Source organism: Amycolatopsis sp. VS8301801F10, assembly GCF_046195355.1.
Classification (GTDB): domain Bacteria; phylum Actinomycetota; class Actinomycetes; order Mycobacteriales; family Pseudonocardiaceae; genus Amycolatopsis.
In genome coordinates, this window is sequence record NZ_CP176065.1 from 4,297,266 (window position 1) to 4,313,336 (window position 16,071).

Annotated in this window: 33 protein-coding genes and 1 pseudogene; all 34 read left to right on the forward strand. The window is 68.0% G+C overall.

Annotated features, from left to right (window positions below; genetic code table 11):
- Positions 1-157: 157 nt before the first annotated feature.
- The 34 genes and pseudogenes from F9C11_RS20295 (at position 158) to F9C11_RS20460 (ending at position 16,023) form a co-directional block, all read left to right on the forward strand.
- Entirely contained in the window at positions 158-460 is a 303-nt protein-coding gene (locus F9C11_RS20295) for a hypothetical protein (RefSeq protein ID WP_409186437.1), read from the forward strand.
- Positions 457-795, forward strand: a complete 339-nt coding sequence (locus F9C11_RS20300) for a hypothetical protein (protein ID WP_409186438.1) — start codon at positions 457-459, stop codon at positions 793-795. The genes F9C11_RS20295 and F9C11_RS20300 overlap by 4 nt, the downstream gene beginning before the upstream one ends.
- A complete protein-coding gene (locus F9C11_RS20305) occupies positions 792-1,163 on the forward strand; it encodes a hypothetical protein (RefSeq protein WP_409186439.1) in 372 nt (123 codons plus the stop codon). The genes F9C11_RS20300 and F9C11_RS20305 overlap by 4 nt, the downstream gene beginning before the upstream one ends.
- Positions 1,163-1,300 (forward strand): hypothetical protein, encoded by a 138-nt coding sequence (locus tag F9C11_RS20310; protein WP_409186440.1) that lies wholly within the window; start codon positions 1,163-1,165, stop codon positions 1,298-1,300. The genes F9C11_RS20305 and F9C11_RS20310 overlap by 1 nt, the downstream gene beginning before the upstream one ends.
- Positions 1,297-1,695 carry a hypothetical protein gene (locus F9C11_RS20315; protein ID WP_409186441.1) on the forward strand — a complete coding sequence of 133 codons (399 nt, stop codon included), beginning with the start codon at positions 1,297-1,299 and terminating at the stop codon, positions 1,693-1,695. The genes F9C11_RS20310 and F9C11_RS20315 overlap by 4 nt, the downstream gene beginning before the upstream one ends.
- The gene (locus tag F9C11_RS20320; protein ID WP_409186442.1) at positions 1,692-2,468 is read left to right on the forward strand and encodes a hypothetical protein; all 777 of its coding nucleotides are present in this window, start codon (positions 1,692-1,694) and stop codon (positions 2,466-2,468) included. Before F9C11_RS20315 ends, F9C11_RS20320 begins: the two co-directional genes overlap by 4 nt.
- A complete protein-coding gene (locus F9C11_RS20325) occupies positions 2,468-2,725 on the forward strand; it encodes a hypothetical protein (protein WP_409186443.1) in 258 nt (85 codons plus the stop codon). Before F9C11_RS20320 ends, F9C11_RS20325 begins: the two co-directional genes overlap by 1 nt.
- On the forward strand, positions 2,725-3,378 hold the full coding sequence (locus F9C11_RS20330) for a hypothetical protein (protein WP_409186444.1): 654 nt from the start codon (positions 2,725-2,727) through the stop codon (positions 3,376-3,378). The genes F9C11_RS20325 and F9C11_RS20330 overlap by 1 nt, the downstream gene beginning before the upstream one ends.
- Complete coding sequence (locus F9C11_RS20335; RefSeq protein WP_409186445.1) at positions 3,375-3,590, forward strand: hypothetical protein; 216 nt, start codon at positions 3,375-3,377, stop codon at positions 3,588-3,590. The genes F9C11_RS20330 and F9C11_RS20335 overlap by 4 nt, the downstream gene beginning before the upstream one ends.
- Positions 3,591-3,754: 164 nt before the next feature.
- Positions 3,755-3,955: pseudogene (locus tag F9C11_RS20340) on the forward strand (response regulator transcription factor); the annotation flags it as partial.
- On the forward strand, positions 3,952-4,629 hold the full coding sequence (locus F9C11_RS20345; protein ID WP_409186446.1) for a lambda exonuclease family protein: 678 nt from the start codon (positions 3,952-3,954) through the stop codon (positions 4,627-4,629). The pseudogene F9C11_RS20340 and the gene F9C11_RS20345, both read left to right, overlap by 4 nt.
- Positions 4,629-5,192 carry a hypothetical protein gene (locus tag F9C11_RS20350; protein ID WP_409186447.1) on the forward strand — a complete coding sequence of 188 codons (564 nt, stop codon included), beginning with the start codon at positions 4,629-4,631 and terminating at the stop codon, positions 5,190-5,192. Before F9C11_RS20345 ends, F9C11_RS20350 begins: the two co-directional genes overlap by 1 nt.
- Entirely contained in the window at positions 5,189-5,437 is a 249-nt protein-coding gene (locus F9C11_RS20355) for a hypothetical protein (protein WP_409186448.1), read from the forward strand. The genes F9C11_RS20350 and F9C11_RS20355 overlap by 4 nt, the downstream gene beginning before the upstream one ends.
- Before the next feature lie 144 nt (positions 5,438-5,581).
- A complete protein-coding gene (locus F9C11_RS20360) occupies positions 5,582-6,007 on the forward strand; it encodes a hypothetical protein (protein WP_409186449.1) in 426 nt (141 codons plus the stop codon).
- 61 nt (positions 6,008-6,068) lie between these two features.
- On the forward strand, positions 6,069-6,356 hold the full coding sequence (locus tag F9C11_RS20365; RefSeq protein WP_409186450.1) for a hypothetical protein: 288 nt from the start codon (positions 6,069-6,071) through the stop codon (positions 6,354-6,356).
- Complete coding sequence (locus F9C11_RS20370; RefSeq protein ID WP_409186451.1) at positions 6,346-7,167, forward strand: hypothetical protein; 822 nt, start codon at positions 6,346-6,348, stop codon at positions 7,165-7,167. The genes F9C11_RS20365 and F9C11_RS20370 overlap by 11 nt, the downstream gene beginning before the upstream one ends.
- Positions 7,164-7,382 (forward strand): hypothetical protein, encoded by a 219-nt coding sequence (locus tag F9C11_RS20375; protein WP_409186452.1) that lies wholly within the window; start codon positions 7,164-7,166, stop codon positions 7,380-7,382. Before F9C11_RS20370 ends, F9C11_RS20375 begins: the two co-directional genes overlap by 4 nt.
- Entirely contained in the window at positions 7,379-7,753 is a 375-nt protein-coding gene (locus F9C11_RS20380) for a hypothetical protein (protein WP_409186453.1), read from the forward strand. The genes F9C11_RS20375 and F9C11_RS20380 overlap by 4 nt, the downstream gene beginning before the upstream one ends.
- A complete protein-coding gene (locus F9C11_RS20385; protein WP_409186454.1) occupies positions 7,750-8,547 on the forward strand; it encodes a hypothetical protein in 798 nt (265 codons plus the stop codon). Before F9C11_RS20380 ends, F9C11_RS20385 begins: the two co-directional genes overlap by 4 nt.
- On the forward strand, positions 8,544-8,927 hold the full coding sequence (locus tag F9C11_RS20390; RefSeq protein WP_409186455.1) for a hypothetical protein: 384 nt from the start codon (positions 8,544-8,546) through the stop codon (positions 8,925-8,927). The genes F9C11_RS20385 and F9C11_RS20390 overlap by 4 nt, the downstream gene beginning before the upstream one ends.
- Entirely contained in the window at positions 8,924-9,298 is a 375-nt protein-coding gene (locus tag F9C11_RS20395) for a hypothetical protein (RefSeq protein WP_409186456.1), read from the forward strand. Before F9C11_RS20390 ends, F9C11_RS20395 begins: the two co-directional genes overlap by 4 nt.
- On the forward strand, positions 9,295-10,110 hold the full coding sequence (locus F9C11_RS20400) for a hypothetical protein (protein ID WP_409186457.1): 816 nt from the start codon (positions 9,295-9,297) through the stop codon (positions 10,108-10,110). Before F9C11_RS20395 ends, F9C11_RS20400 begins: the two co-directional genes overlap by 4 nt.
- Positions 10,107-10,388, forward strand: a complete 282-nt coding sequence (locus tag F9C11_RS20405; RefSeq protein WP_409186458.1) for a hypothetical protein — start codon at positions 10,107-10,109, stop codon at positions 10,386-10,388. Before F9C11_RS20400 ends, F9C11_RS20405 begins: the two co-directional genes overlap by 4 nt.
- Positions 10,385-10,819, forward strand: coding sequence for a DUF6011 domain-containing protein (locus F9C11_RS20410; RefSeq protein ID WP_409186459.1), 435 nt, complete (start codon positions 10,385-10,387; stop codon positions 10,817-10,819). Before F9C11_RS20405 ends, F9C11_RS20410 begins: the two co-directional genes overlap by 4 nt.
- Positions 10,816-11,394, forward strand: coding sequence for a hypothetical protein (locus tag F9C11_RS20415; protein WP_409186460.1), 579 nt, complete (start codon positions 10,816-10,818; stop codon positions 11,392-11,394). The genes F9C11_RS20410 and F9C11_RS20415 overlap by 4 nt, the downstream gene beginning before the upstream one ends.
- Positions 11,395-11,507: 113 nt before the next feature.
- Positions 11,508-12,272 carry a hypothetical protein gene (locus F9C11_RS20420; protein WP_409186461.1) on the forward strand — a complete coding sequence of 255 codons (765 nt, stop codon included), beginning with the start codon at positions 11,508-11,510 and terminating at the stop codon, positions 12,270-12,272.
- Positions 12,273-12,313: 41 nt separating this feature from the next.
- Positions 12,314-12,538 (forward strand): hypothetical protein, encoded by a 225-nt coding sequence (locus tag F9C11_RS20425; RefSeq protein ID WP_409186462.1) that lies wholly within the window; start codon positions 12,314-12,316, stop codon positions 12,536-12,538.
- The gene (locus F9C11_RS20430) at positions 12,531-13,538 is read left to right on the forward strand and encodes a hypothetical protein (protein ID WP_409186463.1); all 1,008 of its coding nucleotides are present in this window, start codon (positions 12,531-12,533) and stop codon (positions 13,536-13,538) included. The genes F9C11_RS20425 and F9C11_RS20430 overlap by 8 nt, the downstream gene beginning before the upstream one ends.
- Positions 13,531-13,773, forward strand: a complete 243-nt coding sequence (locus F9C11_RS20435; RefSeq protein ID WP_409186464.1) for a hypothetical protein — start codon at positions 13,531-13,533, stop codon at positions 13,771-13,773. Before F9C11_RS20430 ends, F9C11_RS20435 begins: the two co-directional genes overlap by 8 nt.
- Entirely contained in the window at positions 13,770-13,934 is a 165-nt protein-coding gene (locus F9C11_RS20440) for a hypothetical protein (protein WP_409186465.1), read from the forward strand. Before F9C11_RS20435 ends, F9C11_RS20440 begins: the two co-directional genes overlap by 4 nt.
- Positions 13,927-14,112: a hypothetical protein gene (locus tag F9C11_RS20445; RefSeq protein WP_409186466.1), complete on the forward strand. Its 186-nt coding sequence runs from the start codon at positions 13,927-13,929 to the stop codon at positions 14,110-14,112. The genes F9C11_RS20440 and F9C11_RS20445 overlap by 8 nt, the downstream gene beginning before the upstream one ends.
- The gene (locus F9C11_RS20450) at positions 14,105-14,308 is read left to right on the forward strand and encodes a hypothetical protein (RefSeq protein WP_409186467.1); all 204 of its coding nucleotides are present in this window, start codon (positions 14,105-14,107) and stop codon (positions 14,306-14,308) included. Before F9C11_RS20445 ends, F9C11_RS20450 begins: the two co-directional genes overlap by 8 nt.
- Positions 14,309-14,321: 13 nt before the next feature.
- On the forward strand, positions 14,322-15,419 hold the full coding sequence (locus F9C11_RS20455; RefSeq protein WP_409186468.1) for a hypothetical protein: 1,098 nt from the start codon (positions 14,322-14,324) through the stop codon (positions 15,417-15,419).
- Positions 15,412-16,023 carry a hypothetical protein gene (locus F9C11_RS20460; protein ID WP_409186469.1) on the forward strand — a complete coding sequence of 204 codons (612 nt, stop codon included), beginning with the start codon at positions 15,412-15,414 and terminating at the stop codon, positions 16,021-16,023. Before F9C11_RS20455 ends, F9C11_RS20460 begins: the two co-directional genes overlap by 8 nt.
- Positions 16,024-16,071 lie beyond the last annotated feature (48 nt).

The window sequence follows — 16,071 nt, forward strand, 5'->3', positions numbered from 1 at the left end:
CCCTCATGACCAGGAAGCATTCTGCCAGACCGGGGCGGCATTGCCGTTCGCGTGTGGGTTTGGTGGACGTGTACCGGATTTACCAGCGTGAGCGCGGAGTGCTGCTGTCGACGGCTGGCCTGTTCGGTGTGGTGCGCGCGGTTTGGCGGTGCGGGCAATGAGCAGTTTGCAGGAGATCGCCGCCAAATTGATGGAGATCGGTGGGCAGGTGCCGGTCGAGCAGGCCGAGCAGGCGCGGATTCAGGTGCAGATGCTGCACGAGCCGCAGGCCGACGCGACAGCAGCGGTTCTGGAAGCGTTGGGGGAGGCGTCGGCACTGCACGGTCGCTTGTGGCAGAACGCTCAGGAGGCGCAGGCAGCGATCCGTGAGGCCGGGGAGATGGCCGGCAATGCGATCGCGATGCTGCAGGCGTACCGGGCGTCGCTGCAGGAAGCGGCAGCCGAGGTGATCAACCGATGAGCGCCGCGCAGTCTCCGGTGAGCGATTCGGCGTGGGCTGAGGCGACGCAGCTGCTCACGGTCGAGGGTGTGCTCGCTGAGCCGGGTGCGCTCGGCGAGATGCTCCGCTGCTGGCGCGATGAGGTCGGGACGGTTCCGTTCCCGGCGGTGCGCGAGCCGGTGTCGGTGGATTACATGCCGCCGCAGCCGACGGTTCGCGTTGTGGAGCCGCGGTTTCCGCGCGTGGCGGCGGTGGCGCGTTGGGTGTCGACGGTGGGCGCGGCTGGTGTGGCGATGGGTTGTTTCGCGACAGCGGGCGTGCTTGGCGTCGCGGCCGGTTTGGGGGTGTGGTCGTGAACGACTTCGACACGTTGGACCGGATTGTGCGGCACGCGAAGGCGTGGGGCCTGGATGACCGCGTGGAGTCGATGCGGTTCACGCCGGTTCCGGTGGTGCGGATGCGTGACGACGACGTCGCGATGTTCGGGTCGTGGGCGAAGCACCTTTCGCAGCCCCGGCTCCGGATTGAGGCGGGAAGTAACCGTGCGGTGTTGACGGTCACGGGCTTGATCATGTGTGGGAAGCCGGTGGCGATCGCGGTGGACGTGCAAGAGCGGTTCCTGCCTGACAGCCGCCATTCCGCGTTCTGTCTGTCCATTGAGGATTTTGTCGCGGTGGTCGCGACGCGGCAGCGGGTTCTTGCGCCCGCGAAGGCGGGTGCGTGATGGCGTGGGGAGACCGGTTGATCAACCGCACGGTGGAACGGGCGAAGGACGACGTCGCCCGGGAGAAGACCGCGAAGCGGGAGCAGAAAGCCAACGAGGCCAACAAGACCGGGCAGCCGAAGGACACGCCGCGATGACCGAGACGATCGAAACACCCGCGTTGGCGTTCGCGGATCAGCTGGTTCCGCTGGTCGCGCACCTGCGTGCTCACCCGTACTTGCCCGTGGTCGACGTGGGCAAGTACATCGAAGAAGGCGGATTGGACCTGCAGCTCCGCGTTCCGGACCGCGCGCAGGGGGCGCTGGTCTGGGCGAAGACACTCGAAAACCCCCGGATCACCATTCGGCAGGTGGCCGACTGGGTTGGTGTCTATGTGTTCGCCCGGATCGGCGACGTTCCGGTGCGCGCCTGGGGTAGTGATCGCGGCGACCTTATCCGCTGGGTGTCTGGCGATCGCGAGCACGAGATCACGCTCGCGCAGCTGACTGAGTATGTGGCGGCTGGCACGGTCGAAGGGCTCGGTGCGCGATGAGCAAGGCTGCTGTCGAGTACAAGGCGGACGGGGTCGTTGTGCTTGCCCCGCACCCGGCGTTCCCCGAACCGCACAACCGTTTTGACCACGGGGTGTGCGGGTGCGGGAAGAAGGTCGGAGACATCGCGGGCTGGGAGGAACACCGCAAGGAGATCGGACGGGGGAAGCTGCGGTCGAGGCTTCGTAGTTCGACTGAGCCGTCGCGTGAGGAACGACTCGCCCGCGAGTTGCGTGACCGTAATCGTGCGTACGGCAAGGCTTCCGCGACGATCGGCGAATTGCGCGGTCACGTCGCGCGGCTCACCGCGGAGCGTTTCCAGGAATGGGCGGCTCGTCCGGGCGCGGTGGACGGTGACGTCCTGTTCGAGGTGTTGCGTGCTGCCGCGCCGGAGCGGTGGACCGCTGAGGCGCGTGGGGAGTTCGCGGACCAGGTGATGCGGGACATGGTCGCGTCTGGTTTCCGGGTGTTGCGCGGGCCGGGCCGGGAACCGTGGCCAGCTGTCGACGAGCCTGGGTTCCGCCGGTTCCACGCGGATCAGGTGGTGCAGTCGACTCCCGCGAGGACGCTGCCGTTCGAGCCGCGGGTCGGGATGCGGGTTGTGCGCAAGAGCGACGGCGCGAGTCGGAAGGTGACGTCGGTGCGGCCGGACGAGTCGACGACGTATGGGCTGGCGGTGTTCGTGGATGAGGGCCGGGTGACGGAGTTCGGGCCGCTCAACCTCGACGAGTGGAAGCGTGCCTCGTGGGTGCCGAAGCCAGGCGGTGAGGGCTGATGTACGAGTCCCGCGCCTACGACCGGCCGAGCGAGTTCGGTCCGGATCCGGTTGTCGTGCTGGTCGTGTCCGGCACGCATGACGTGTCGCGTCTCGTGCACCTCCTCAACGGCGGTTCCGTGCTGTGCGAACAGTTGGAGGTGGGGGAGAAGCTCGCCGCGCAGGTCGCCCGGCACAACGGCGGCCAGGCGGCGCTGAAGTTGCTCGCTCACCACGGTGGCCCGGATCTTCTGGAGCGCCTGGGCGGTGATTCGTGATGCAGTGGCAGATCGAGCCCATGCCCCGCTGGCCCTACCCCGAAACCACGGGGCGGCGGTGGAACCCGTTCCGCGCGAAGTTCGACGCCACCCTCGAACTCCTCGCCGACGAACTCGACCACCTCAAGGTCGAAGGCGCGGTCGCGGTCCGCGTCGTCGCGGCCGAGGCTGATGTCCGACGGGACGGGATGCTCCGCGCCCGCGCCGAAGTCCGCCATCCCGGCGTCGCGATCTCCTTCACCTCCCGCAAGCTCGGCGCGCTCACCTACCCGTGCGACGCGTTCCAAGGCCGCTGGCACGGCGATCCCGATTGGCAGGTCAACCTGCGAGCCATCGCCCTCGGCCTGAAGCACCTGCGCGCGTTGGATCGGTACGGGGTTGCGGCCCGCGGCGAGCAGTACGCCGGCTGGCGTGCGATCGAAGCGACCACCCCGGCCGGGTTCGCGTCGGTCGACGACGCCCTCCGCTGGCTCGGCAACTTCACCGACATGCCCACCGCCGGACACACCGACCGCGCGGTCAAGGATGCTGCGGCGCTGATGCTGCGCCGCGCCGCGCACAAGGCGCATCCGGACGTCGGTGGTGACCCGGCCGACTGGGCGAAGGTCGACGCGGCGCGGCAGCTGTTCAAGCGCGCGGGGGTGATCGCGTGACCACGCTGCAGCAGACGATCGGAGGTGTCGGGCTCGTGCTCGTCCTGCTCGCCATTGTCCTCGCGATCGACAAACGCCGCCCGATCCGACACCTCGACGACCAGCCCGAACCGCCGCACGTCGGCGGGCCGTGGCTCGGCGACGGCGACCTCAACCACATCACCGACGCGCGCATCGCCGCCGAATCCACGCTCTACCGAAAGGCCCGCTGATGAGCGCCCCCACCATGCACGCCGTCACCGTCTCCTCCGCCGACTGGCCAGCGTTCCAGGCGCACCTCGCGCACGGCGGATACCTCCTCAACACGATCCCGACCGCGCCGAGCCAAACCCCGCACCACCGGGTCGTCGGCCGCGACCTCACCGACACACCCATCACCCTCACTGAGCGGGAACTCGAAGTGCTCGAAGGGATCGCGGCCGGACGATCCAACCCGCAGATCGCGGCCGCCCTGTTCCTGTCGACGGACACGGTGAAAACGCATGCACGGCACCTGTTCAAGAAACTCGGCGTCAGCGACCGGGCCGAAGCCGTCGCGATCGGTTACCAGCAAGGAATCCTCGGCGGTGCCCGATGACCCTCATCGAATTTCCGGACGTGATCCAAGGCTCCGACGAATGGCTAGACCAGCGCCGAGGCATCGTCACCGCGTCCGTCGTCGGCCAGCTGGTCACGCCGAAAACGTTGAAGCCGGCGAACAACGATTCGAGCCGTGGCATCACCGTGCAGTTGGTAGCGGAACGGATCACCGGATATACGGACCCGACCTACGTCGGCGACGACATGCTGCGCGGCATCGAGGACGAACCGCGCGCTCGTGAGCTGTACGCCCAGGTGTACGACCGGCCTGTCCGCGACGTCGGGTTCCTTCTGCGGAAGGAGGAAACCTGGCAGCTCGGCTATTCGCCGGACGGTTTGGTCGGTGACGACGGGCTGATCGAGGTGAAGGCCCCGCGCGCCAAAGGGCACCTGCGCACGATCCTTTCCGACGAGGTGCCCGCCGAGCACATGGCGCAGTGCCAGGCCGGGCTGCTCGTGTCCGGCCGCGAATGGCTGGACTTCATCAGCTTCTCGGGCGGGATGCCGATGTGGCATAAGCGGGTGTTCCCGGACCCGGCGTGGCAGGACGCGATTGTCGCCGCCGTCGAGCGGTTCGAGGCGACGGCCGCCGAGATGGTCGCGGAGTACGCGGCCAAGACCGAGAGGCTGCCTGCCACTGAACGGATCACCTTCATGGAAATGAGGATTTGATGGACCTCACCGACAGCATCGCGCCGACGAGCGACCAGCTCGACGCGGTCGATCTCCTCGGAGGACCGCGGACCTTCACGATCGAGAAGGTGTCGAAGGGCAATGCTGAGCAGCCCGTCAACATCAAGCTCACCGAGTTCCCGCGGGTGTGGCGGCCGGGGAAGAGCATGCGCCGCGTGCTCGTCGCCTGCTGGGGGCCCGACGCGTCCACCTACGTCGGTCGCCGCGTGACCCTGTACTGCGATCCCGAGGTGCGGTTCGGCGGGCAGGCAGTGGGTGGTACCCGCATCAGCCACCTCAGCCACCTGGAGAAGAAGAAACAGGTGCCGTTGCTGGTGACGCGCGGCAAGTCCGCGATCTTCGTGGTGCAGCCGTTGGTCGAGACGACCGAGGACCGCGTTGCCGAGTTCAAGCGCGAGTGGAAGACCGCCACTCCTGCGCGGCGGAAGGTGATCGAAGCCGAGGTCGCCGCGCTGACGAACGCCGGAATCGTCGAGAGCACCGATCCGACGGACCCGACGTTGCCGGACGACCCGGACCTGACCGCTGGCGGTGAGGCATGAACGCACAGGAGCACGTTGAGGCCGCGGAGGCGTGGCTCGAAACCGGTGAGGAGCTGTGGCGTCGGTTCACCTACGACACCGAGCCGCGCAACCCGGGGCAGTTGCGGCGCGCGGAGGTCGCGATTGGCCTGTCGCAGGCGCATTCGGCGCTGGCGGCGGCGCTGCCTCTGGAAGACGTCCGGGTTGCTGTTGATGAAAGCCCAGTGCCTGCTGCTGCGGAAGCGCACACCGGCGGCGGGCACTGACGTGGCCGGGCGGGGCGGGCTCACCCCCTTCCCGCCGAGAAGCCCCGCCCGGCCACTACCCAACTTCATCGACACCGCCGATTCGGTGTCCGCAATTGGTGACAGCCACCCTGCCGTCACCACCGTCCAGGAAGGACAGAGCAAGTGAGATACGACGTCCAGAAGCTCCGCGAAGCCGTCAAGACCGCGATCGCGAACGAGCGTGGCGAACTCGAAGCCCGCCACACGCAGCGCGTCACCAACTACACCGAACTGAAAGACCGGTGGCTCGCCAAGCACAGCGAAACCTGGCGGCAGTTCGGTGTCCTGATCGGTCGTCGCATCCGGGCCGGGAAACCCATCACCCAGAAGGACATCCCTACCGACCGCAATGGGTACGGGCGGTACGCGACGTTCGACGAGACCGAGCCCGGGAAGTTCGTCGGCGGCCCGTCAAGCGACCTGCAGATCATCTCCGCCGCACTGCAGCTGATCACCGACGAGACGGTGACGCCGAACGAGCTGGCGAAGCTCGGCGTCCGCGCGTCGGAGCTGCGGACCGTCTTCTCGCTCGCCCGCTCCGACGCCTGATCTCGCGGGCCCGGTCATTCCCGATACGGCCGGGCCCGTGCACCACCCGAAAGGAGGCGAGATGGGCTACCGAGTTGACGGCCGACCAGTGCCAGGGCAACCGCCGTGCGTCGAACCGATCACCTACACCAGAGTGCTTTCCGCGTGCTGGCGCGGCGACCTCCCAGCCGAACAACTCTCGCCTGTCGACCGAGAAACCCTGATCTACGACCTGTGGTTCGCAGGCTGGACCGACGTCGAGATCGCCACCCACACCAGCCTCACGACCTACACAACGGCCCGGATCCGCGACCGCCTCGGACTCGCCCCGCGCCCAGCGCGGAAGGAGTCGTACGCCCGTGGCGCGTAGTCATGCCCGTCTGCTGTTCACCGTCTGGCAAGGACTGTCAGATGTGGACACTGATGCCGCGAAGCTCGCCTACTTCGCGGTGATGACGGAACCGCACACCACCCAGTGCGGATCGGGACCGGTGAGGTTCGGCCGGTGGCTGAAGAACCTCGGCTGGTCCGAGCAAACGTTGCGGGACGCGCTCGACGAACTCGACAAGAAACGCAAGGTACTGATCGACTGGGAGACCGACGAGTTCCTGCTCCGCAGCTTCATCCGCTCCGACGAGGTGTGGCGGCAACCCCAAATCCTCCGGGCCGGGTTGAAAGCCGCGCGGCAGATCGAGTCTCCTCGGCTGAGGCAGGAACTCGGCTACGAACTGCGCCGAATCCACGCCGAGTTCGTGCACGAGGTCGACGGCCTCACCTGGCAGGTGCTGTCGGGCGAGATGTTGCTGACCGCGGACGGGCTCGACGGCGGCGCTGGTGATCCGGCGATGCACGAGGAGATCGCGGTGCAGGCAGCCAACGCGGCCGGTGCTCTGGAGCGGGTCGAGGCAACTCGCCGGCCGCCGTCTCGATGTCCGAAGCATTTGGAGAATCCGACGACGCGGGCGTGCCGGGCGTGCGGTTCGGCACGGGACGCGGCTCGGGAATGGGATGCGGAGCAGTCCCGCGCGAAGGACAGGGCGCGCACGGCTGAGGCGCGTGCGAAGGCAGCGGAGCGGCGTGCCGCGATCGACGGCTGTGACCGATGCGACAAGGACGGCTACGTGGGGACCGCTTTGTGTGACCACAAGCCGCGGACGCTGAGACCGAGGAGGGCGTCGTGAGCCATCTGGACCGGACAGGCGACGAGGTGATTGTCGACGAGCACGAGTGCGACGGCGGTTTCGAGGACCGCAACGCGGATCCTCCGTTGCGTCCGTGCCTTATCTGCCGTCCGAAGCTCGCGTCGCACCTGCGGCGGCAGAAGACGTTCGGCCTGTACGAGGACAGCGCTCGTGAGGAACGCGAGCGCCACCAACGAAACGAGGAAGAATCATGAGCAACTTGGTAGAGCACGCCCGCCGTGAGCTGCAGTTGATCGGCGAGGACCCGGTGTACAGCGCGTCCTTGGTCGCGGCTGTCGCAGCGTTCGCTTCCTTCGGTCACAGCGGAGGGTCCGCTGAGATGGCCCGCGAGCAGCTGCACACTCTCCTCGCGTTCGGCAACCTGGCTCCGCTGACCGACGACCCCGACGAATGGCACAACCACGGCGAGATCTCCGGTACACCGCTGTGGCAGAACCGCCGCAACTCGGCGTGCTTCTCCAACGACGGCGGCAAGACGTACTACAGCGTTAACGATCCCAAGGACGACAACGGCGAGCTGCCGCGATACACCTCTGCGCCGAAGACAAGCGCGGCGAGACCGTGACCGCCGCCAGCATGCGCCGGTCGCTGCGGCGCGCTGTCGCTGTCGCCCGAGGCGACGCCTGGCGCACCTGCGCCGCGTGCGGCAACGGCTTCAGCGGCCGTCAGGAACCGACCACCAACCACCTCGAAACCATCGCTGGCGGCGAAGACGACCCGCGCCTGCTGTGCCCCGGATGCATCGACGCCGGTGTCGGTTGTCGTGCGCACGCCGCCGCCGGAATGGGTTGGGACCACAAGCGTTGTGAGTTCGCCCCGCCGACCGAGCTGTGGCCGACCGACGACAGCGACGCCGCACCCGGCCGGTCCGGGCCTTACTACCTCGACCCGCCCACGATCCCGATCCTGCCGGTCGTGCCGGTCGTGCCCATCCCTGAAGGCGTCCACGTGCTCGGCGACCAGCGGGACGAGCCTGAGGCGTTCATACCAATCCTGGACTCCTCCGGCCGGGGCGCGGAGATCATGCGGAAGTTGTTCGAGCCGCCGACGCCGGAGGAGGTCGCCGAGCGCCGCACCCGCGCCGAGGAACGCGAAGCCCGGGAAGCCCTCGCACGGCAGCTGGTCCTCGACCGGCACGCCGACCTCCTCGCGACCATCCCGGACGTCCCACAGAACAGCGTGATCCGTGCCCTGATCCGCGACCACGCGCCGAAGCTCAACGGCGAGAACCGGCTCGAATGCCGTGGTTGCGAGCAGGTCAACGGCTACGACGAGGACGGATGCGACGCCCTCTACTGGCCATCCGCGCCCTGCCCGACCTGGACCACCATCGAACGTTTGCACGGGAGCACCACGTGACCGACCAGTTCTACGAGCGGGCCGAGCAGCTGTGGCGCGGAATGCACCAGCGTTTCGACGCGATCACCGGCCGCGCCGTCCCGCTCACCGCAGCCGACCGCGTCGACATCGCGAAGATCGAAGCACGGCTGCGCGCTGCCGAACCCGCACCCGAGGTCGAACGCTGCGGCCTCACCGAACTCCCGACCGACCAGTGCTCGCACTGCCGACCCGGCGGCAACCGGCGACCCGCCACCATCGCCGGCCGATCCGAGATCTTCACCGCGTCCTACCCCGGACGCTGCTGTGTCTGCCGGGAACAGTACCGGCCCGGCGACACCATCGAACGACGCGAAGACAGCGGCTACAACGGACCCTGCTGCGCCCGGAGGACCCCGTGACCCGCAACCGCGCCTCAGCCAAAGCCGCCGGAACCCGCTTCGAAACCAGCATCGCCGGCTACCTCGCCGAGCAGGTCGACGACCGGATCGAACGCCGCGCCCGCAACGGCGGCAAAGACCGCGGCGACATCAGCGGAGTTCGCGCACCCGGCGGCGGCCGGGTCGTCCTCGAATGCAAGGACGTCGCCCGCACCGACCTCGCGGGCTGGACCGCCGAAGCCGAGATCGAACGCGGGAACGACGACGCCATCGCTGGTTTCGTCGTCCACAAGCGCCGCGGCACCACCGAGCCCGCACGCCAGTACGTCACCTGCACCGTCGCCGACCTCGCCGCGCTGCTCACCGGCCAGAGACCGCCGGAGGCGAAATGACGACCACGGGACGCCCGCACGGGCGTGCGAAGTATGTGATGGAGCACTGCAAGTGTGACGTGTGCACCCAGGCGAACCGCGACTACAACAAGCACCAGAAGCGGCAACGCGCCTATGGCCGCCCGGCATACATCGACGCCGAGCCCGCGCGCCAGCATCTGCGTGCGCTCAGCGAGGCCGGGATCGGGTGGCGTCGCGCCGCCAAACTCGCCGGGCTCCACGACTCCATCGTCAAGAGCATCCTGTTCGGCAGGCCCGGTCGCGTTCCGAACAAACGGATCCGCGCCGCTACCGCGGAGAGAATCTTCGCTGTCAAGTTCAGCGGCGACGCGTTGGCGGACAAGGCGGTCGTGGACATCACTGGAAGTCGGCGGCGGCTGCAGGCGCTCGTCGCGACTGGCCGCACACAGCAGTATCTGGCCGATCGGCTCGGGATGACGCCGGGGAATTTCTGGCTGGTCATGCAGCGGCAGACCAGGATCACGGCCGCGAAGCAGCGCCAGATCAATGCGCTTTACGACGAACTATGGGACACGCCTCCGGCCGATGATGTCGCGTCGCGTCACGCCCGCGCTTACGCGCGACGGCACGGCTGGGTGCCGCCGCTGGCGTGGGACGACGACACGATCGACGACCCGGATGCTGAACCGGTCGGTGTCGAGGAATCGCGTCGTAGGCCTGGCGGTCAGCCGAAGCTGCCGCCGGCGGATGAACTGCGGTGGCTGCTGACCCAGCAGTCGCGGTTGTCGGTGGCGCAAAGGTACGGGGTGCGTCCGGACGCGATCGACAATGCGCTCCGGAGGTCGGCGTGACGACGACCGACTTCGGCAGCCTGCTGAACACGGTGACTGTGCTCGCCGTGCCGTGCCCGCGCGGCCACGAGACCGAGGTGATGCGCGTGTACGAGCACGCGGCCACCTGGTCCTGCGGTGCGGTGACCTGGCTGCCGGAGATCCCCGGACTCCGGCACGGACGGTGCCCGGTGTGCGGTCGTATGACCGCGCTCCGCACCGATGGTCGCGTGCGTGCGCACGGGCGTCGTGGCGACGGCTGCGACGGATCCGGCCGGAAACCGAGAGTCATGACATGACGGCCCGGTGCAAGGCGGCGAAGTGCGGTCGTCCGCTCCGGTCGGAGAAGTCGAAGAAGCGCGGTTACGGCCCGGTGTGCTGGGGACGTGAGCACCCGACCGTGCCGTCGGGCCCGGTCACTGCCGACCACCCGGTCGATCCGAACCAGATCCTGTTACCGCTGGGGGTTTCCACTGTGGACGCTGAGACACGCAAGCAGGCGATCGACACCGTCGCACGGCATGCGCTGTTCCGGAAGCTCCGGCTCGCCGTGACGTGCGGGGAAATTCTTTGGGAGGACTATCCCGAAATCGACGAACGAGACTGGAACCTTGTCCTCGAACGGGTTCTCGCGATTGCGACCTCGATGCGCCCTGCCGACGAGCAGTATCGGGTTGCGTACGAGCACCTGACGGGCGTCACAGTTGAGGATGGGGGCGCGGCCAAATGACCGACATCGTGGACTTGATCGACGAGGTGACGACCCCGGTGTGCGGCTGGTGCTCGGTGCCGCTGTCGTCGGATGGCGCGTCGCTGGACTTCTGTACGGAGGATTGCCATACCCGTTGGCACGCTGAGCGTTCGGAGCGGCTAGTCGGAAGCGGTGAGTGCGGGTACGGGGTCTTCCTGGACGCGTCGGTCGTTTGGAGAGACCCGGTTATGCCGACGGACAGGCTGAGGGCGCAGGTCATCGATTCGTTGTCGGAACCGGTTCCCGTGCGAACGTCAGCGGAGATCATCTACGACTTCAACGTCGACCTTCATCCGTTCCGAGAGGCGTTGGAACGGAACCTCGCGCAGATGTCCCGCGCGTTCGACATCCCGCTGCCGGTCCTGATGTCCGGAGCGCAGCCGAATGAAATCGAGGACGCGGCGGAGGACGCGCGACTCGGGCAGATCTTGCTCAACGAGCCGTCCCTCGCCGATCGGATGCAGGCGGCGCTCGAAGCACGCCGGCACCGGAACACCGGGCCACGCCAGCAACCCCGCGCCCCGAAGCGCATCGACGCGAGGAGGACCCGATGAACACGTGCGCGACTGGTTGTGGCCGCCCGACTGACACTGCGCTGTGTCGTACCTGCCTTGACACGCTCACCAAAGCGTTGCGGGACATCGAATGGCTATACCCCGAGTTGGACGTGACCATCACCCGGCAGGCGAAGACGACGCGCGGCGGCGTCGGCTTCGTCACCGGCGGGGGCGGGTCGCCGATGCCGTTGCACCTCGGCGCGTCGAGCCTCACCGACGATCTGCGCGACAACCTCGCCGGCTGGGTGCAGAACCTGTGGGAGGACTACGCGGTCGACCACACGCCGATCGACGTGGCGGTCCACCCGTTGCCGTTGGCGCGGTGGCTGTTGCGGCACCCGTCGTGGATGGCCGGATGTGCTTATGCTGCTGAGCTTTTCGCTGAGATCACGTGGCGTGTGGAGAGCGCGCGGCGGATGGTGTCCGGCCCGTTGGACCGGGTCTATCTCGGGATTTGCTCGGCTGATGTCCGGGTGGTCGAGGAGTTCGACCCGGACGCCGAGCAGCTCGAACGCTGCGACCGCGACCTGTACGGCCTGCCGAACCGGGCATCGGTGGTGTGCCCGGCGTGCGGGTGGGAGTGGGACATCCAGGAGCGCCGGGACTGGATGCTCCGCGCGATGGAGAACCAGTTGTTGACCGCGACCGAGCTGTCGCGGGCGTTGCCGACGTACCTGGACCGGGAGGTGACGGCGTCGATGATCCGCGGCTATGCGGCACGGGGCCGTCTGGTGCAGCACGCGGATTCTGAGCCGTCGGAAGACGACCTGCTCGACGTGCCTTCGTCCGGTCGGGAGCGGCGTCGAGTGCCGCGCTACCGGGTGGGTGACGTACTCGATCTCCTTGCCGCGCAATCCATCCCGCAAGCGTCATGACCAGCTCCGCCAGGAGCCCCGAAACCCCGAAGGAACACCAAATGCCTGAATCGACAGAGCCCAGCCCACGAGAGAAGGCGCTAGCCGCGATCTCCGACGGCACCGGGAAATCCCGGGAGCAGGCCGAGGCGTTTCTTGACCTCGCCCGGTCAGCGTTCGCCCGCCGTGGCTGGGTCCCGGGCGAGCCGCTGAACGATGAGCAGCTCGGCGAGCGGCTCGACACGTTCCTGGGAGCGTCCGACAGCGAGGAGAAGCCCGATGCCTGACCAGACCGAGAACGCCAGCGAGCGGCCGAATGCGGGCCAGGAAACGGCACGCGCGGATGTGCTCCGCCATCTCATCCACCTCTACGAGATCGACCTCGAACAAGCCGAGAAGCGTGCCTCGTCGTGGTGGGAAGCGGCGAAGGACATCTACCGGCGTAGCCGTGCCGAGGCTGCCGAGTTCATGGGCACATGGGAGGAAAACCTGCGCCAGGAACGCGCCCGCGCTGATGCCGCGGCGGCGGAGCTGCGGGACGTCAAGGCGCAGCTCGAAGAGTGGACGCTGCAGGAGAACGACCAGGCTCGCCGCGCCGATGCCGCGGAGGCGAAGCTGCGGGACGCCGAGAAGATCCGGTTCAACGTCGATCGAATCCTCGACGATGCGCTCGGCCCGAACGTCGAGGACGGCGCGGGCATGGGGCTGGCCGGAGAGGTGGCGCTGCTCGCGGAGCGGAAGAAGGCCGTCGAGGACCGCCTTGATCAGGTCCGTGTGGTGCTGCTCGAAGGCGGCCAGGACGCGGCCAGCGTGCGCAGGGAAGCGCTCGCGGTAGTGCTCGGCGAATCCGATCGGATCGGGCATCGGGGCGACCACCAGCGCCGCGCGAAGCTGGCGGAAGAACGGCTCGCTCAGGCCCTGGAGTTGTGCAAGCAAGCTTGCACTGAGCGTGACGCCGACCGGGCGAAGCTCGACGAGATCCGCGCCGTGATCGCCGAGGCGTACGAAGTGATACCGGTGACCACGGGCATCCGGATGAAGCGTTGGATCACGAATCCGCCGGTGTACTTCGATCGCATCCGCGAGGTCGTCGAGCGCACCACCACGGAGACCGACCAGCCGTCCCTGGCTGCCGCTGATGCGTGGGCCCGCGAGTGCGACGCCACCGAGGAACGTCTCGCCGAGGCGCAGGAAACCGCCGCCGCGGAAGTGGACGCCGAGCGGTCCGCCTACGACATGGACCCCGACATCGACGAACCGGAAGACGAGGAGGACAGCCGTGGCTGACGGCTTCACGTTCTACCGCTACCTCACGGGCAACCCGCCGTACCGGCGCACACCGACTGGACGGTTCGAGCAGTTCAGCATCGGGCTCCACGGCTGGATGCAGTGCAACCAGAACGACCGCGGCCTGACCCGGATCGCGCCCGCGTTCCTGCCCAGTTACGCGCGGCCCCACGCCTACGCGCCAGCCGTCGACACCCGCGCCCGCCGTGTCCGTGAGGGGAGCCACGAGCAATGACGTGGATCTACGAGAGTTTCGAGACCGGCTTGTGGACGGTCGGGTTCTACCGGCCGGACGGGTCGTTTGCCCCGGCCACCGACCACAGATCCGAAGAGGAGGCGGCGCAGCGCGTGCACTACCTGAATGGCGGCCGTGAGGGGAGCCCCGACCATGGCTGACTACACCGGACGTCATCCCAGTGACGCGGATGAGCGCGACCCCGGCTTCTGCCGGTGCGGTCTCGGTCTCGACGCGTGGGTGCACATCGACACCAAGCGGTACACCGAAACACCGCTGACCCGCGAGGTCTGGAACGACCTTCGCGGCGGCCCCGAGGGGAGCCCCGACCATGAGTGAGCTTGCCGATCTGCTCGTGAAAACGGCTGTCGATTCAGCGATGTCCGCACCGACGGCCGACGGGTGGAAGTGCGCTCGCCGCGACGTCGCCGCCGTGCTGCATGTGCTGGCAGAAGACGACCGGTGGACCCGGAACGACGCGATCTTCCTGATCGAGCTGGCCGACGAGATCAAGGAGTGCCCCGACGATGAGTGACCAGACACTCCGCGTGCCCGAACTGTGGTGGAGCGCGAGCGAAAAGGCGTTGTGGGAGAAGGACGACGACGGCTACTTCTGCCCGGACTACTACCCGGTCAAGGCCAGTGACGAGCTGCCCGCCGACGCCGTGAAGCTCGTACCCGCTGGAGACCCGATGAGCTACACCGACAAGCTCAACGAGATCCGCGAGGTGATCGTCGAATTCGGCCAGCTGGACAAGGCGAACCAGACCAGCGCGCTGGAGACGCTGGAAAAGATCGACGTCATACTCGACCGCCCCGCTGCCGGCTCGGTTGAGCGACCGTGCGCGTCGTGCCTGACTCTCGGCCACTGCCAACGGGGCGACGAATGCGATGTCTCGTGGACCGCTGCCGCCCCTGCGGAACCCCGCGAGGACGTGGTGGCGCTGGATGCCTACCGGTCGGTGGTCGCCGCGCTCAAGGGCAAAGAAGCCGCTCTGGAGGAGATCGAGGCCGCGCTCGGGATGAAGCTCGCGGCAGGCGAGCCGTACTCGCGGCTGGCCGAGGTGATCCGCGAGCGGCTCGCCGACGCTCACGGTCAGGTGGTGGAACACCGCGAGTGTTCGTGCTTCGTCACCCCCGAATCGCTGTGGACCAAGCACTACGACGCGACTGAGCCGGGCAGCATGATGGAACCCAACCCCGAATGCCCCGTCCACTTCGGTCAGGCGGTGGAACACCGCGAGGACTTCGTCGAGGCCACCGAGCGGGCGCTCCGCAACAAGCAGCAGCTGCCGCGCCCGTGGGAGGTCGCGGGCACGGTCGAACACACACCGGAGATGCAGGCGGCGTTGGAACGCCTCGCACCAATCATGATCCCGAACCCGAACGCAGGGAAGCCGATCCCGATCTCCGAACTCGGTCAGGTGGTGGAACACCAGCCGGCGGCCGACAGCGCGCTGCCGATCGTTGAACGCGCTCGGGAGTTCTGTGCCACTCAGGTACTGATCGAGGAACGCGACAAGAACGCTGCCGAGCGGGACCAGTTGCAGGCCCGCATCGGAAAGGCCCTTGCCGCGTGCGGTGGCACGGACGACGAACGCCGGATCGCCCGCATCCTCCGCGGCGAGGAGGACAGCCGTGGCTGATTTGTACCAGGCGGGCGCGACCATTGACGGCGACTGGATTGCCGGCCTGCTGGCACCCGCCAGGCCCCTGACCGTCGAGGACGTCCTCGGCAGCCTCGCCGAGGCGTGCAACGGGGTGCCGGTGACGGCGGCTGTCGTTCCGGGCGACGACGGCCGGGTGCGCGGCATGGTGCTGTACCGGCACCCCAGTGTCACCCACGGCACCCCGTCGATCCCTGTGCACGGCGGGTTGGTGGCGTTCTTCCGCCGCCGCGGATGGACCAGGCGGATCGTCGTCGGACCCACCAGTGCGGTGACTGTCGCGATGGGACTGCGCGAGGGCTACAGCCCGGATGCTGCGGTGCACGAGCACGGCGAGGTTGAGCAGGCGTTGCGCCGCGCCCGCGCGCACAGCGTCTCGGTGCAGACGGTGACGCTGATGTCCGCGCGCCGGCTCCCAGACGGCCCGCAGACCCACCAGGAGCCGGGTGTTCTGCTCACCAGCCCGCACGTCTCGGACCTCGCCGTGATCCGGCGAATCGCCGCCGACCTGCGCCAGCACCAGATCGTCGTCATCGACCACCGCCAGCGCGCCACCTACACCCTGCGCCAGGAGGACCGGTGAAACTCCGCATCGAGGGCGCCGAGGCCGAGATCAGCCTGACACTCACCG

Excerpts from the sequence above, each read along its gene's own strand:
- F9C11_RS20440 (WP_409186465.1), top strand. The coding sequence starts at position 13,770 with ATGACGTGGATCTACGAGAGTTTCGAGACCGGCTTGTGGACGGTCGGG.
- F9C11_RS20325 (WP_409186443.1), top strand. The coding sequence starts at position 2,468 with ATGTACGAGTCCCGCGCCTACGACCGGCCGAGCGAGTTCGGTCCGGAT.
- F9C11_RS20450 (WP_409186467.1), top strand. The coding sequence starts at position 14,105 with ATGAGTGAGCTTGCCGATCTGCTCGTGAAAACGGCTGTCGATTCAGCG.
- F9C11_RS20415 (WP_409186460.1), top strand. The coding sequence starts at position 10,816 with ATGACCGACATCGTGGACTTGATCGACGAGGTGACGACCCCGGTGTGC.
- F9C11_RS20320 (WP_409186442.1), top strand. The coding sequence starts at position 1,692 with ATGAGCAAGGCTGCTGTCGAGTACAAGGCGGACGGGGTCGTTGTGCTT.
- F9C11_RS20355 (WP_409186448.1), top strand. The coding sequence starts at position 5,189 with ATGAACGCACAGGAGCACGTTGAGGCCGCGGAGGCGTGGCTCGAAACC.
- F9C11_RS20400 (WP_409186457.1), top strand. The coding sequence starts at position 9,295 with ATGACGACCACGGGACGCCCGCACGGGCGTGCGAAGTATGTGATGGAG.
- F9C11_RS20315 (WP_409186441.1), top strand. The coding sequence starts at position 1,297 with ATGACCGAGACGATCGAAACACCCGCGTTGGCGTTCGCGGATCAGCTG.
- F9C11_RS20380 (WP_409186453.1), top strand. The coding sequence starts at position 7,379 with ATGAGCAACTTGGTAGAGCACGCCCGCCGTGAGCTGCAGTTGATCGGC.
- F9C11_RS20330 (WP_409186444.1), top strand. The coding sequence starts at position 2,725 with ATGCAGTGGCAGATCGAGCCCATGCCCCGCTGGCCCTACCCCGAAACC.
- F9C11_RS20300 (WP_409186438.1), top strand. The coding sequence starts at position 457 with ATGAGCGCCGCGCAGTCTCCGGTGAGCGATTCGGCGTGGGCTGAGGCG.
- F9C11_RS20430 (WP_409186463.1), top strand. The coding sequence starts at position 12,531 with ATGCCTGACCAGACCGAGAACGCCAGCGAGCGGCCGAATGCGGGCCAG.
- F9C11_RS20445 (WP_409186466.1), top strand. The coding sequence starts at position 13,927 with ATGGCTGACTACACCGGACGTCATCCCAGTGACGCGGATGAGCGCGAC.
- F9C11_RS20345 (WP_409186446.1), top strand. The coding sequence starts at position 3,952 with ATGACCCTCATCGAATTTCCGGACGTGATCCAAGGCTCCGACGAATGG.
- F9C11_RS20310 (WP_409186440.1), top strand. The coding sequence starts at position 1,163 with ATGGCGTGGGGAGACCGGTTGATCAACCGCACGGTGGAACGGGCGAAG.
- F9C11_RS20295 (WP_409186437.1), top strand. The coding sequence starts at position 158 with ATGAGCAGTTTGCAGGAGATCGCCGCCAAATTGATGGAGATCGGTGGG.
- F9C11_RS20410 (WP_409186459.1), top strand. The coding sequence starts at position 10,385 with ATGACGGCCCGGTGCAAGGCGGCGAAGTGCGGTCGTCCGCTCCGGTCG.
- F9C11_RS20425 (WP_409186462.1), top strand. The coding sequence starts at position 12,314 with ATGCCTGAATCGACAGAGCCCAGCCCACGAGAGAAGGCGCTAGCCGCG.
- F9C11_RS20365 (WP_409186450.1), top strand. The coding sequence starts at position 6,069 with ATGGGCTACCGAGTTGACGGCCGACCAGTGCCAGGGCAACCGCCGTGC.
- F9C11_RS20350 (WP_409186447.1), top strand. The coding sequence starts at position 4,629 with ATGGACCTCACCGACAGCATCGCGCCGACGAGCGACCAGCTCGACGCG.